The organism is Natrarchaeobius chitinivorans, assembly GCF_003841505.1.
Taxonomy (GTDB): Archaea; Halobacteriota; Halobacteria; order Halobacteriales; family Natrialbaceae; genus Natrarchaeobius; species Natrarchaeobius chitinivorans.
The window spans coordinates 165,580-180,434 of record NZ_REGA01000001.1 but is presented as its reverse complement, the minus strand read 5'-3'; the positions used below and the strand labels follow the sequence as shown (position 1 = coordinate 180,434).

Annotated in this window: 10 protein-coding genes; 6 read left to right on the top strand and 4 right to left on the bottom strand. The window is 64.4% G+C overall.

Going from position 1 to position 14,855, the window contains the following annotated elements:
• Positions 1–78 precede the first annotated feature (78 nt).
• The 3 genes from EA473_RS00855 to EA473_RS00845 all read left to right on the top strand — a co-directional run bounded on the left by EA473_RS00855 (position 79) and on the right by EA473_RS00845 (position 5,194).
• The gene (locus EA473_RS00855) at positions 79–3,507 is read left to right on the top strand and encodes an efflux RND transporter permease subunit (RefSeq protein ID WP_124193773.1); all 3,429 of its coding nucleotides are present in this window, start codon (positions 79–81) and stop codon (positions 3,505–3,507) included.
• Positions 3,504–4,256 (top strand): TrmB family transcriptional regulator, encoded by a 753-nt coding sequence (locus EA473_RS00850; protein ID WP_124193772.1) that lies wholly within the window; start codon positions 3,504–3,506, stop codon positions 4,254–4,256. Before EA473_RS00855 ends, EA473_RS00850 begins: the two co-directional genes overlap by 4 nt.
• 98 nt (positions 4,257–4,354) lie before the next feature.
• Positions 4,355–5,194 carry an ABC transporter permease subunit gene (locus EA473_RS00845; protein ID WP_124193771.1) on the top strand — a complete coding sequence of 280 codons (840 nt, stop codon included), beginning with the start codon at positions 4,355–4,357 and terminating at the stop codon, positions 5,192–5,194.
• Positions 5,195–5,264: 70 nt separating this feature from the next.
• Here EA473_RS00845 and EA473_RS00840 read toward each other — a convergent pair whose 3' ends face one another.
• Both EA473_RS00840 and EA473_RS00835 read right to left on the bottom strand, forming a co-directional pair.
• The gene (locus EA473_RS00840; protein ID WP_341538980.1) at positions 5,265–5,690 is read right to left on the bottom strand and encodes a hypothetical protein; all 426 of its coding nucleotides are present in this window, start codon (positions 5,688–5,690) and stop codon (positions 5,265–5,267) included.
• Positions 5,687–6,754, bottom strand: a complete 1,068-nt coding sequence (locus EA473_RS00835) for an mRNA surveillance protein pelota (protein WP_124193770.1) — start codon at positions 6,752–6,754, stop codon at positions 5,687–5,689. Before EA473_RS00835 ends, EA473_RS00840 begins: the two co-directional genes overlap by 4 nt.
• Positions 6,755–6,990: 236 nt before the next feature.
• Between EA473_RS00835 and EA473_RS00830 the strand changes: the two genes are divergently transcribed.
• Complete coding sequence (locus tag EA473_RS00830; RefSeq protein WP_124193769.1) at positions 6,991–7,422, top strand: DUF4870 domain-containing protein; 432 nt, start codon at positions 6,991–6,993, stop codon at positions 7,420–7,422.
• Between the two features lie 6 nt (positions 7,423–7,428).
• On the opposite strand, the gene rqcH is transcribed toward EA473_RS00830, so the two are convergent.
• Together rqcH and EA473_RS00820 are read right to left on the bottom strand one after the other, a co-directional pair.
• Complete coding sequence (gene rqcH, locus EA473_RS00825) at positions 7,429–9,588, bottom strand: ribosome rescue protein RqcH (RefSeq protein WP_124193768.1); 2,160 nt, start codon at positions 9,586–9,588, stop codon at positions 7,429–7,431.
• 189 nt (positions 9,589–9,777) lie between these two features.
• Positions 9,778–10,887, bottom strand: a complete 1,110-nt coding sequence (locus EA473_RS00820) for an OBG GTPase family GTP-binding protein (RefSeq protein WP_124193767.1) — start codon at positions 10,885–10,887, stop codon at positions 9,778–9,780.
• Between the two features lie 139 nt (positions 10,888–11,026).
• Here EA473_RS00820 and EA473_RS00815 point away from each other — a divergent pair, with 139 nt between their 5' ends.
• Both EA473_RS00815 and carB read left to right on the top strand, forming a co-directional pair.
• Complete coding sequence (locus tag EA473_RS00815) at positions 11,027–11,230, top strand: VNG_1110C family protein (RefSeq protein WP_124193766.1); 204 nt, start codon at positions 11,027–11,029, stop codon at positions 11,228–11,230.
• A gap of 351 nt (positions 11,231–11,581) precedes the next feature.
• A complete protein-coding gene (gene carB, locus EA473_RS00810; protein WP_124193765.1) occupies positions 11,582–14,746 on the top strand; it encodes a carbamoyl-phosphate synthase large subunit in 3,165 nt (1,054 codons plus the stop codon).
• Positions 14,747–14,855 lie beyond the last annotated feature (109 nt).

The window sequence follows — 14,855 nt, the reverse complement described above, 5'->3', positions numbered from 1 at the left end:
TAAGCGGCCGTGTTTTTAGGATCGTAACAACAGCATGGTTCTTCGACGTACGGACGCCGGTTCGGTGGAGGCGATCGAATGAATCCGGTCGAACGTATCTCCGACCTCGTCACGTCTCACTCCCGTATCGTTCTCGTTGCGCTCCTGCTTACGACTGCACTGATCGGCACGGGGATGTCGATGGTCGACGACGACTCCTCGCTCGAGCAGTTCGAGAGCGACTCACCCGAGGGCGATGCGATGGAGGAGATCGACGAACGGTTCGGCGTCGACGACGAGGAGGGGACGACCAGCGTCCAGGTAATCACCCGCGGTGACGGCGAGAACGTTCTCACGAGAGAATCGTTGCTCGAGTCTCTGGAGTTCCAGGAGGAGATCAGGGCGAACGAATCGGTCAACGAGACGCTCGTCGAGGACGACGCGATCACCGGCGTCGAGAACGTCGTCGCGATCACGGCGATCACGAACGAGCAGATCGACGAACTCGAGGAACTGGGCGACGACCTCGAGGAACGCGAGACGGAGTTGAACGAGACGAGCGAGGAACTCGAGGAACGTGGCGAAGAGCTCGAGGAACGTGGTGAGGAACTCGAGGAACGCGAGGCGGAGTTGAACGAGACGAGCGACCGACTCGAGGACGGCATCGACGCGTCGATCCGCATCCAGCGCGAGTACGAGGAACTGGCGGCAACCTACGACGAGGACGACCCCGAGTACCAGGAGGGTGCGGCCGAACTCGAGGCGGAGTTCGACGCCACGATCGAGGAAGCGACCGCGGGCCTCGACGACGAACAGGCCGCGGAGTACGAGGAACTGGCCCAGCAGGCGCGGGCGATCGAGTCTGATCGGTTCGCGATCGAGCAGACGACCGACGACCCCGAGGCGGATCCGGAGTATCAGGAACTCACCGACGCGCTGGAGGACGTCTACCTCGGCGCGACGATGGGCGTTCTCGAAGACGAGTACGAGCAACTCGAGGCCGAGAGCGAGCAACTCGAGGAAGACAGCGAGCAACTCGAAGAGGATAGCGAGCGACTCGAAGAAGAGTACGAACAACTGGGGGAAGACGCCGAAGAACTCGAGGAGATGCAAGCCGACCTCGAGGACGACGACGGACCGACGCTCGACGAACAGATCGAGACGCTCTCGGAGATCGACGACGAGGAGTTCGAGGAGGCTCTCGAGGACGCGCTGTCGGACGACGACGAAGACCAGGGTGGGGCTCTCGCGTTCATGCCATCGGACTACGAGCCCGGTTCGACCGAGGCGGACGCGCGAATGACGTTCGTCACCCAGGGAATCGGCGACGGTGACGTGGAGATGGGTGCGGTCGACGAGGCGGTCCTCGATGCCCAACTCGATCTGCGCGACCTCGCGGCCGATCACGATCACGATCAGATCGTCTTCGGCGTCGGCGTCATTACCGACGAGATCGACCGCTCGATGGCAGACAGTCTGGCGATCGTCGGTCCGCTCGCGCTCGCGTTCGTCGTCGCTGCACTCCTGGTCGCTTACCGCGATCCGCTCGATATCGTCCTCGGTGTCGTCGGCATCGTCACGGTGCTCGTCTGGACGTTCGGCTTCATGGGCTGGGCGGACATCTCGTTCAACCAGATGATGATCGCGATTCCGGTCCTGTTGATCGGGCTCTCGATCGACTACGCGATCCACGTCTTCATGCGCTATCGGGAGCACCGCGAGACGCCACGGGCCTCGGACGAGAGAACGGGGAGTGAAGCGGCCCGTGAGCGCCCCGAAACGGCCGATCACTCAGTCACCGACTCGAGTTCGATCCGCGGATCGATGGCCGTCGCGCTCGCGGGCGTCGGCATTGCGCTCGTCTGGGTGACCGCGACGACCGCGATCGGGTTTCTCGCGAACCTGATCAGCCCGATCGCCCCGATTCGGGAGTTCGGCGTCGTGAGCGCGTTCGGCATCCTCGCCGCGCTGATCGTCTTCGGCGGCTTGATCCCGGCTGCGAAAGTCGAGATCGACACGATCCTCGAGGCCCGCGGCTTCGATCGCCACAGGCGGGCATTTGGAACCGGCGGCGGGCGGTTGGGGGACGTCCTCTCGGTCGGTGCGACCGCGGCCAGGCGGGCCCCGCTGGTCTTGTTACTCGTCGTTTTGCTCGTGACCGCCGGCGGGGTCTACGGCGCGAGTCAGGTCGACACCAGCTTCGACGAGGAGGACTTCCTCGCGGAGAGCCCGCCCGCGTGGACGGAGTCGCTCCCGAGTTCGATGGCACCCGGCGAGTATCAGGCCTCGGCGGACCTCGATTTCGTCAACGAGAACTTCCAGCGTGACGACCTGCAGGCCCAGATCTTGGTCGAGGGCGACGTTGCCGATGGGGACGTACTCGAACGCCTCGAGACGGCCCAGAACGAGGCCGCCGACAGCGAGGTCGCGTACACGCTTGCAAGCGGCGAAGCCGACGTCGACGGGCCGTTGACCGTGATGGAAGACGTTGCCGCCCAGAACGAGTCGTTCAACGAATCGTTCGAGGCCGCGGATACGACGGGTGACGGGGTCCCCGACGAGAACGTCACGGAACTGTACGACGAACTGTTCGAGGTCAACGAGGAGGAAGCGAGTCAGGTTCTCCACCGGAACGACGACGGTACGTACGATACGGCTCGGCTGATCGTCGCCGTCCGGGGCGATGCGCCGTTCGACGAGACGACCGAAGAGATGCGCGCCATCGCGGCGACGATCGACGACGAAGGGGCGGGAGGCGACCGCGGGTTCGCCGACGACGGGAACGACGATACGGACGACGGAACGGGTGTCGCTGCCAGCGGGGGCGGCGTCAGCGCCATCGCTACGGGTGATCCGATCGTCAATCACATCGTCGAGCAGGACCTGCTCGACACCGTCCTCCAGAGCTTGCTGATCACGCTCGTCGCGGTGTTCGTGTTCCTGTCGGCGGCCTACCGACTCACCGGCAACAGTGCGACTCTCGGCGTCGTGACGCTACTGCCGGTCGCCTTCGCCGTCAGCTGGATTCTCGGCACGATGTATCTCATCGGAATGCCGTTTAACGTCCTCACTGGGATGATTACCAGCCTCACCATCGGGCTCGGTGTCGCCTACAGCATCCACGTCAGCGCCCGCTACACCCTGGAACTCGAGCGCCAGGGTAACGTCTGGGCGGCCCTCGAGACGACGGTCACCGGTACCGGAGGGGCACTGCTCGGCAGCGCGGCGACCACCGTCGGCGGCTTCGGGACGCTGGCGTTTGCCGTCCTTCCGGTCCTTCGACAGTTCGGCATCATTACGGGCTTGACGATTACGTACGCGTTTCTGGCGAGCGTCGTCGTTCTTCCGACGCTGCTGGTCCTCTGGACGCGCTACCTCGGACCCGACGTCTCCTTCGACACGCGGCCGGTTCGCCGACCCACGCCGCCGGCGGCGAGCGACGGGGGGACCTCGACGGATCCCGACGCCGAGACGACCAGGGACACCCGCAGAACGTCCGATTCCGGTGCAGGGGGTGAGGACGAGTGAGCGTCGACGAACCCGAGGCGGTCGAGGCGTTCGAACGACTCGGCCTCACCAGTTACGAGGCCAAGGTGTTCATCGCGCTCCACCGACTCGGCTCCGGGACCGCGCGGGACGTCGCGCGAATCGCCGATGTCCCCCGATCGCAGGTCTACAGCGTCGCCGAAAGTCTCGAGGGCAGGGGACTGCTCGAGATCCAGCAGTCGAGTCCGATCAGATATCGACCGGTGGACGTCGACGAGGCCCAGGACATTCTCCGGGACCGATTCGAGAGCGAGCGCGAGCGTGCGTTCGATTACGTCGACCGGGTCAGACAGGAGTCGACCGGCGAGGAGACCCAGGAGGACATCTGGACGGTTCGCGGTCGGGACCGGGTCGACGACCGGGTCGTCGATCTCCTCTCGAGTGCCAAGGGTCGCATCGTCTTCGGGACGCGCTTGCCGGAACTGGTCACCGAGCCGATCGAGCGAACGCTCGAGTGTGCGGTGGAATCGGACGTCGAGGTCCTCGCCGTGAGCAGAACGGATGCGGTCCGGGAGCAACTGGGATCTCTCGAGGGCGTCCAGACCGATTCGCCGCCGAGTCACCACGGCGAGGACCACAGGTCGGGGCGGATCGTCATGGTCGACGACGACGGAATTCTGTTGAGTGTCATCGACGACGACGGCAGCGAGACCGCGATCTGGAGTTCCGGGTCGCTGTTCGCCTCGGTCCTGATCCAGTTGATCGAGGCCAGCACCCAAACGCCGTCGTGACCTGTTCGATCGATACACTGATTGGGGAATTGACCTATTGTATGATAGGTCCCAGCGAAGATGACTGCCCTCGAACGTTCAGCCCGCGGTGAGGACGGATGAGTCTCGCGACGAGAATCGCACGGAACGAAATCGTTGGCCTCGCTCGCTCGAGGTCGACGTGGATCGCGACCGCACTTTTCGCGATCGTCGTGTTGGTGATGTGGGTTCCCTGGATGGGGTCGCCACACCTTCGGACGGACGATCGGCCGCTCTTGCTCGCTATTGGAGAGGTCGAACTCTGGTTGCCCCTGTTCGCGGTCGCTCTCGGCACGCTCGCCATCTCCGGGTCGACCTCGAGACGGACCGACGACCGGAACGGATCGTTCCTCGAGATCACTCTCGGCGCGCTCCTCGGCCGAGGAGCCGTCCTCGGGATCGCCTCGACGGTCGTCGTCGGCCTGCTGGCGGCTCTCGTCGTCGGTCAACTCGGGACGATACGTCCGACGTCGCTGTTCGGCGGTCTCGCCGCAGCGATACTGCTCGGCCTCGCCTGGTTGAGTCCGACCGTGATTGCCTCGAGGATCTGTACGACGAGGCGGCGCGCTCTCGCCTTGCTTCTCGGACTCTACGTCTCCTTTCGGCTCCTCTGGCAGACGACGGTCGTCGCGTTCGTCTCGTTCGTCCTCACCGGACGAACGACTCCCGACCTCGAGGAACCGTTCTTGCTCGCGAGTCTCGAGGAGCCGACCTGGTATCTGTACGTGAGCCGGCTGAATCCGTTCGACGCGTTCTCGGGCGCGCTCTATTACGTTCCGCGGGCCATCGAGCCCCTTTTCGGCGGCTCGACGACCCTGCCGCACCTCCCGAACCTGTTCGGACTCGGAACGTTGCTCGCGTGGGCGGTCGTTCCGGTCGCCGTTGTGTTCCTGTGGCAGTCTCGAGACCGCGGCGCGTGAGGCGGATTGTTGTAGCGGTTTCCCGGTGATCGGTGACCGCGTCGAGTCCGTCCGCGAACGGCGAGTCGACTCACCTGACGGCGACGATCGCTCGAACGTTGTTGACGACCGCATAGATTCCGACGGCGCTGATCGCCGCCGGGAAGAGAACCCGAAATTCGAATCCGCCGAGCGCGACGTATCCAGCATAACAGAACCCGAACAGGGCAGCCTTGAACAGCCCGAATCGGACGGCCGAGGGTGGATCCCCGAGCAACAGGCGTGCACCCGAATTTCCTTCCTCGAGTTCGTCGTAGCGCAATCCCACTATCGTCGTCGCGAGGTCACCGACGCCGTAAGTGAGCACCGCCAGGGTCCACAGCATCCCTTCCCACGGAATCGGCGTCCACGGGTCCAGTCCCTCCAGAACCGGAGTCCACAGGTCCAGAACACCCAGGATCGGCGTCCACGTGACCAGCGTCCACGAGATCGGGCCGCCCGGACCCGCCGGACTCATTCGAGTCGGTACCGCAACAGGGCCGCGATCCCGCCGAGATTCGAGAGCTGCTGGCCCGGGGGAAACTCGCTCGAGAACACCGTCACGTCGCCGCCTTTCTGCTCGGTCGTGCGGACGATGTCGTCGACGTCGACGGCCCACTCGCCGTCCGGTCCGCGCTCTTTCCGCAGTCGGTCGTCGAGTATCAACAGGTCCTCGATCGCACCGTACTCGGCGGCCGTTCGAACCTCGTCCGGCCCGTAGGCGGCTTTGGCACCCTCCGCGATTCGGCGCGTGAGTTCGTCGATCCGTTCGGCCTCGCTCTCGATGCGCGTCTCCTGTTGGACGTCCGCGACCGCGCCGCGTTTGAGCACCTCGTGGACGCCCCGGTCGCCAACGCTCGCCGTATCGACCATCGTGAGCAACTCGGCGACGTCGGGTTCGTTCTTCTCGAGGTACTTCTGGGCGTCCTGTTTCGTAAAGCCGGGTCCGGCGAGGATAATCGCGTCGACCTCGAGGCGTTTGAGTACGTCGCCGAGTTCGGCGAACAGCTCCGAACGCTCGCGGGCGTACTCCCCTTTCCCGGTCGGTCCGGTGATCGTCGCGCGCTCTTCGGTGCCGTACTGGGCGACCGTATGGACGTGGGCCTGTCCTTCCTCGACGGTCGCGATGGCGACGTCGGGGTTTTCCGTCGCCTCTTCGGCCTCCTCGAGGCGTGCCTCCTGATCCGGTTTGAAGCGCTTCTCGATCGAAATCTCGTCTCGCTCCTCGACGTTTACGGTGTGATGGAAGCCGAGTTGATCCTCTCGCGAGCAGGCGACGATCTCCCCACCTACGCGGAGACGGTTCGCGAACTTGTGGAACTCGACGTCGTCGACGGCGATGGCGACCCACATGTGCTCGCGCTCGCCGCCCGTATCGCGCATCTGTTCGTCGTTTCGCTGGATACGCCGGGTCGTATCCCCCGCGACGCGGTCGCCGGGCTCGAGGACGAACTGCAGGTGCCAAAGGTCGTCGACGCTCTCGGGCACCACGGTGACCCGTTCGCGCCCACCCTCGAGTCGCTCCCGGTCTTTGATCTGCATACGTCACCTCCGTGGAGGCGACAAAAAGGTGCTCTCATTCGTCCGCCCCCTGTCACTGCCCGTGACCGTCGACAGCGGATCCGCGACGGACCGGACTGATCGGAGTTTTCTCCCGGAGACCTAACTGGGAAAAGTACATTAACTCTACCTGGACTATTTACTGTACTGATGTCATAGTATATAATTGTATTCCAAAACATTGAATTAGGAACGGGAGAATTTCGAATCAGATACTCATGGCAACGAAAAGCGCGTCTTCAGTCGAGTCCGCAGCGTCGACCGAAACCAGCCTCGGTCCGGACGGGAACGTCATCGCGATGCTCTCGTATTTCTTTGCACCGATCGGGGGACTTCTCGTGTACTTGCTCGAGGAGGACAACGGGTTCGCCCGGTATCACGCCGCTCAGAGCATCGTGTTCGGCCTGACGGTGATCGTGATTTATGCGGTCTTCTGGATCGGGATGCTGGTCCTCGGAATGTTGATGGGATCGGTCCCGGTTATCGGATTTCTGTTAGAGATGCTGGTAGCGCTTTTCGACATCCTGATATCGCTCGCCCTGTGGCTCGCGGTATTCCTCGTTTGGTTGTACCTCGTCGTCAAGGCCTACCAGGGTGAGGCGGCTTCCCTGCCGATTATCAGTTCGCTCGCACAGAAACACCTCCTATAGTGGCGTCTACTCCTCTGCGATCCGGCTTCCGCCCGGCGGCATGAAGTGCTGGATCCGGTCCGGGCTCGCGATCTTTCGGACGAACGACTCGTCCGCGAATCGTTCCCGGAACTGTCGATACAGTCGCTTCGCCGCGTCGGCCTGTGCGTACCGACCGGGCTCGAGTTCGATCACAGTCGCCGCCTGATCCGTGACCGCCGACGGCGGGCCGCCGATCACGCGGGTGTAGGGTTCACACTGGATCCCGACCGCGACGCCGACCGGCGTGTCGTCGTAGTAGGTTCGATCGCCGCGGATCGCGAACCCGCCTTTCTCGAGGTACTCGCCGCTTTCGGGCGTCTTGGTGACCTGGCCGGAGTCGACCGCGTAGACGTCGCCCGCGTACCGGCCGTCTTTCCAGACCGACGAGTACGATACTGCAAACTGGGCAGCCTCCTCGATACTGGTTTCGGGCAGTTCGATCTCCGAGGAGGACGCCTCGCTCGGATCGGTCGCCTTCAACACGGTAACGGGGCCGCCGTGGGCCTGCGTGTGCAGGACTTTGTCACCCGGCTCGAGGTACTTCTTCACCAACTCCTCGTTCTGGTCTGCGTTACGACCGCCGATGACGAGGTAGCCGTCGCTGGTGTGAAACCATCGGAACCGGTCGAACCACGGTTCGTTCTCGCGAATCGGGACCGAGGGCTCGGACAGCCAGTCCCGGTCGTCGTCTTCGTCCGCTGTTTCGTCCTCATCGTCGTCCCCGTCGTCGGCTTCCCACCGGTCGCGGCGGCGTTTGGCGTCCTCGAGGTCCTCGCGGGTGTCCTCGATCGCCGCCAGCGCCCCCTCCTTTTTCTCGGCGATGCGCTTGGCCTCGGTGTAGAGCCGATCGGCGTTCTGTTCCAGGCCGTCGCGGGCGACGAGGTCGATGCGCTTGCCGTCGAGTTCGATCGTGACGACGCCCTCGCTGCCGTCGACGTCGACGACCGCTTCGGCGGCCTCGATATCCCGCTCTCTGCCTTCCTCGAACCGCTGTTCGATCTCGTCCCACGGTCGATCCTGTCTGCGTGCCTCCTGAACCGTCGACAGAATATCGTCGACCAGCCCGTACTCGGCGTACAGCAACTCCGCCTTTTGGCGCGTGGCGTCGGCTTCCTCTTCGAACCCTTCGATTGCGCCCTCCTGTTGCTCGATGATCCGCTCGTACTTCGCGACCTCCGCTTCGAAATCCGGGCGCTGGTCCGTCGGGTCCGGCTCTTCCTCGTCGGCGAGTTCGAGTCGGAAGAAGTAGTCGTCGAGCGCGGACAGGAACGTGTCGTAGGGCTCGGCCGCGAGTTCGGCGTGTTCCTCGAGCGGGAACGGGGTGACGTCGACGACGCGGCCGGCGTTCGAATCGGTGCCTTCGTTCGCCTCTCCGTCGGCGTCTCCCTCGTCGCCGCCTTCGATGTAGAGCCGCGGGTCGAAGTTGCGATTGCGAACGTCGAGTGCGAGACGCTCGATGGCCTCGTAGAGTCGCTCGTAGACCTCCTCGTCGGCGTCGTCGATATCCATCGTCTTCTCGACGCCGGCGCGGGTACAGACCTCTTCGCCGTAGAGTCCGCCGAAGTTGAGCTGGGTCGCGAGCGTCCGGACGACGTCCGTATCGGAGTCGTCCATCTCGCGTTCGAACGCCTCGCGGGAGACGGTGAGCGGATTCGTCCGCGTGTCCGGAAACTCGTAGCGCGAGCCGGGAACGACGGTTCGTGACTTCAGCCGGACGGTCTCGAGGCAGTCGATCACCTCGTACTCGCCGTCGGTGACGGCGACGTTGCCCTGGCCGAACAGTTCGACGATGATCCGCGTGAGTCCGTCCTCGCGCTCGAAGACGAACTCGAGGATGCGGTCGAACTCGTACTGTGATGCACCGACAAAATCTGCACCCGACAGTCGGTTCCGGAGCATCATCGCGAACTGCGGCGGCCGGCCCGGGGCGTCGGGCACCCGCTCGGGGGAGACGGTGTGTGCTCGTTTGGTTTCGCCGACCTCGAGTACCAACTCGAGGCGTCCGCGGTCGAAATCGCGCATCTTCAGGCGGACGAGATCGTCGCCGTAGAGGTAGGCCTTGTCGACTTTCGCCCCCTCGTAGGTGCCCAGTTCCCCGACGAGGGCGGCGAGGTCGACGCTCGTAAGCTCCCGCTTTGGATCCATACCACTACCTGCCCGGCGCTGTCAAAAAGACGTGTCGCTCCGACCCCGCGAGAACGGCGGCCGCCCGCGGCGACCGGCTGGAATCCGTCCGGGCATCGGCGTCTCGGATCGGACGCGACGAAACGAGTCGATGAGCGTCATCGACACAACGGGCCGATGAGCGTCACCGATGCAACGGGCCGATGAGCGTCACCGACGCAAAATAAGCTTCAGCACGTCCTCGTCCTCGAGGACGTGATCCGTGCCGACCTGCTGTTCGTCGTGAGTCGCGCTGGGGCCGGTAACGCGGGCGAAGCGAAACCGCTCTTCCATCTCGCCGCCGAGTTTTTCGATCGCATCGCCGACGGTGGTCCCTTCCTCGATGACCAGCGGTTCATCCCAGTCGATGCCCCGGCCCGGCTTGTTCATGTAGACCCGAATGAGACCCAGGCCGTCCCAGATCCGATCTTTGAGCGCCTCGAGGCCTCTCTCCGCTTCGGCGCTGATGAACGTCACTTCTTCGGGGTCGAGATCGCGCTCGCGCAACTGCTCGTCGACCGTCTCCTTGTAGTCGGGCTCGATCAGGTCGACCTTGTTGACGCAGGTGATCGAGGGGATGTACTCGCGGTTTTCCATCAGGCCGTCGATCAGTCGATCGATGGTGACGGCCTCCTGGAGGTTCAACACGGCGTTGACGTAGCCGTGTTCGCGGAGGACGTCTGATATCGTCTCCTCGTCTAAGTCCTGTTCGGTGCTCGAGGTGATCTTGATGCCGTCTTTGATCTTCGGTCGGACCGTCACCCGCGGCGGCTCCTGGTCGACGCGGATGTTGATGTCGTACAGCTCCTCCTGAAGCCGATCGTACTGATCGATCTCGAACACCGAGAGGACGAAGACGATCAGGTCGGCGTTTCGGACGACGGCGAGGACCTGCTGGCCGTCTCCCCGACCGGTGGCCGCCCCCTCGATGAGCCCCGGGACGTCGAGCATCTGGATGTTCGCCCCGCGGTGTTTGAGCATCCCCGGGTTGACGTCGAGTGTGGTGAACTCGTAGGAGCCGGTTTCGCTCTCGGCGTTCGTCAGCGAGTTCAAAAGTGAGGACTTACCGACGCTCGGAAAGCCGACGAGTGCGACGGTCGCGTCACCGTGTTTCTCGACCGAGTAGCCGGTCCCGCCGCCGGCGGAGCTACGGTTCTCGAGTTTCTCTTTTTTCTCCGCGAGCTTCGACTTCAGCCGGCCGATGTGTGCCTCAGTCGACTTGTTGTAGGGCGTATTGGCGATCTCTTCTTCGATTTCCTCGATCTCCTCCTTGAGCCCCATTTGTCTGTACCCAGCCGCCGGTCCGGAAAAACCCTTTCCATCGCCCCTATTCGCCGACGGCCATCGGGTCGTCAGACATTACCGATTCCAACGGGTTTCGACACTCATAAACCGGGCGCAGGGAAAAGGCGATGCGTACATGCCAGATCCGGCGCGGCTTCGCGACAGTACCCAGATCGTCCTCCCCCGTGAGACCGTAACGGACCTCGAGCCTCGGCTCGACGACGAGTTCACGGTTACCGTTTTTCAGGAGGACGAGGGGCACTGTCGCGTCATCGGGAGCCCCGTCGAGATCAAAGCCGCAAGCGAGTTCCTCTCTCGGCGAGGCATCAGCGTGCGCTGACAGTGATTGCAGGTCTCGAAGATCGTGGACCTCGAGTCGGCCGGTAGGCTGTGAGTCTCGGAACGGCCGGTAGGCTGTGAGTCTCGGAACGGCCAGTCGATTCGGTTCTCGAAAAGCCAGTAGCGAGCGCTACCGGGTTCCGGCGGCCGGGAGAGTGACACCGGGTTCCGGCGGCCGGGAGAGGCGGTTTCACGACCCGCTCGAGACGGTCGCCACGCTTCGGTACGGGGAGAGCGCCCCCTCGTCGCGCCGGGTATCGCCAGCCGAATTCGAATTTCGAAAAGTGATTTCGAGAATCGTATCGTTTCGTGGGGCTTATTACGATGTACGAACTTCGAACGAACAGAACCAATGAGTACGGATCACGACGAAGCGACAGGGGACGGGCGGACGATCCTGTTGATCGGTAGCGGACCGATCCAGATCGGACAGGCCGCGGAGTTCGACTACTCCGGCGCACAGGCCTGTCGCGCCCTCCAGGAGGAGGGGGCACGCGTCGTCCTCGTCAATTCGAACCCGGCGACGATCATGACCGATCCCGAGATGGCCGACGAGGTCTACATCGAGCCGATCACGACCGACGCAATCGCCGAGATCATCCGGAAGGAGCAACCGGACGGGGTCATCGCCGGTCTCGGCGGCCAGACCGGGCTCAACGTCACCGCCGAACTCGCCGAAGAGGGCGTTTTAGAGGAGTACGACGTCGAGATCATGGGGACGCCGCTGGATACGATCTACGCGACCGAGGACCGCGACCTCTTTCGCCAGCGCATGGAGAAGATCGGCCAGCCGGTTCCCCGCTCGACGACGATCGCGCTCGAGGACGGCGAGTCCGTCACGGAACTGACCGAGGCCGACCTGAAAGAGCGCGTCGAGGCCGCCGTCGAGGAGGTCGGCGGCCTGCCGGTTATCGCCCGGACGACCTACACGCTCGGCGGGAGCGGCTCGGGCGTCGTCCACGAGTTCGACGAACTCCTCGCCCGCGTCCGCAAGGGGCTTCGCCTCTCTCGTAACAGCGAGGTGCTCATCACCGAGTCGATCGCCGGCTGGGTCGAGTACGAGTACGAGGTGATGCGCGACGCCGACGACTCCTGTATCATCATCTGTAACATGGAGAACATCGACCCGATGGGGATCCACACCGGGGAGTCGACGGTCGTCACGCCCTCCCAACTCGTTCCCGACGAGGGCCACCAGGAGATGCGCACCGCGGCGCTCGACGTCATCCGCGAACTCGGGATTCAGGGCGGCTGTAACATCCAGTTCGCCTGGCGCGACGACGGCACGCCTGGCGGCGAGTACCGCGTCGTCGAGGTGAACCCCCGCGTCTCGCGGTCCTCGGCGCTGGCCTCGAAGGCAACCGGCTACCCGATCGCCCGCGTCACCGCGAAGGTCGCCATCGGCAAGCGCCTCCACGAGATCGAAAACGAAATTACGGGCGAGACGACCGCGGCGTTCGAGCCGGCGATCGACTACGTCGTCACCAAAGTGCCGCGGTGGCCCAAGGACAAGTTCGACGACGTCGACTTCGAGCTCACCACCGCGATGAAGTCGACCGGCGAGGCAATGGCGATCGGACGCACCTTCGAGGAGAGCCTGCTCAAGGCACTTCGCTCCTCGGAGTACGAACCCGACGTCGACTGGGACGACGTAAGCGACGAGGAACTCGAGGAACGCTACCTCGCGCGTCCGTCGCCGGACCGACCGTACGCGATGTTCGAGGCCTTCGACCGCGGCTACACCGTCGAGGAGGTCGTCGACCTCACGGGCATCTTCGAGTGGTACACCGAACGATACGAACGCATCGCAAGCTCCGTGCGCGCCGCCGCCGAGGGCGACTTCACCGAGGCCGCGATCGCCGGCCACACGAACGCGACGATCGCCGCGGCCGCCGGGACCGACGTCGACGCGGTCGAACAGGACGTCCCCGGTCGAACCTACAAGCAAGTCGACACCTGCGCCGGCGAGTTCGAGGCCGAGACGCCGTACTACTACTCCGCGCGCAAGAGTGAATTCGAGTCCGGTCCGCTGATCGGCGACGCCGCGGCCGGCGAACTCGAGGTCTCCCGGGACGTCGAGAGCGTCGTCGTGGTCGGCGGCGGCCCGATCCGCATCGGACAGGGCGTCGAGTTCGACTACTGTTCGGTCCACGCGATCCAGGCGCTGCGCGAACTCGGCATCGACGCCCACGTCGTCAACAACAACCCCGAGACGGTCTCGACGGACTACGATACCTCCGACGGGCTGTTCTTCGAACCGATCACGGCCGAGGAGGTCGCGGACGTCGCCGAGGCGGCCGACGCCGACGGCGTGATGGTCCAGTTCGGCGGTCAGACTTCCGTCAACATCGCCGAACCGCTCGCCGAGGAGATCGACCGCCGCGGCCTCGAGTGTGAGGTCATGGGCACCTCCGTCGAGGCGATGGACCTGGCCGAGGACCGCGACCGCTTCAACGCGCTCATGGACGAACTCGGGATCGCCCAGCCCGACGGCGGGACGGCGTACTCGAAGGAGGAAGCGCTCGAGCTCGCCCACGAGATCGGCTACCCCGTCCTCGTCCGCCCATCCTACGTGCTGGGCGGCCGCGCGATGGACGTCGTTTACGACGACGACGAACTCGAGACGTACATCGAGGAGGCCGTCCGCGTCTCCCCGGACAAGCCGATCCTCGTGGACGACTTCTTAGAGGACGCGATCGAACTCGACGTCGACGCCGTCTCCGACGGCCGCTCGGTGCTGATCGGCGGCATCATGGAACACGTCGAGACCGCGGGCGTCCACTCCGGCGACTCCGCCTGTATGATCCCGCCGCGCTCGCTCGACGACGACACCTTAGAACGCGTCCGCGAGGTCACCGAGGACATCGCGGCGGCATTGAAGACCAAGGGACTGTTGAACGTCCAGCTTGCAGTCAGGGACGGCGAGGTCTACGTCCTCGAGGCCAACCCGCGGTCCTCTCGCACCGTACCCTTCATCTCGAAGGCGACGGGCGTCCCGATCGCGAAACTCGCGGCCAAGGTGATGGCCGGCGAGACGCTCGCGAGCCTCGAGGCCCAAGAGCAGATTCCGGAACACACCTCGATCAAGGAGGTCGTCCTCCCGTTCGACCGTCTGCCGGGATCGGACCCGCGTCTGGGCCCGGAGATGAAGTCCACCGGCGAAGTGATGGGGACGGCGAGCGAGTTCGGCATGGCCTACTGGAAGGCCCAGCAGGCCGCCTCGAACGCGGTCAGCGAGGGCACCGCCGTGATCGATCTCGACGTCGACGGCTTCGAGGACCACTTCGACGTCGAGGAGTTCGACGACGTGCCGGCGGCCATCCGCGAGGGGAAAGTCGACTTCGTCGTCAGCCGCGACCGCCCGAGTCTCGAGATGGCCGTCGAAGAGGAGATTCCCTACCTCTCGACGGAAGCCAGCGCCGTGGCCTACGTCGAGGCGCTCGAGGCCGCCGGCGACGACCTCGAGGTCGCGTCGGTGACCGATCGTCCACACCGCGTCGATAGCTGGGGCGCGTAACGCGGCGACGACCGACACCGACCGGGACCGATCCCGGGTCGATTCATACGGTTTACTGTCAGTCATTGCCGGCGCACCCGTGACCCGGGCGGCGGGTGCGCCGGTAAAC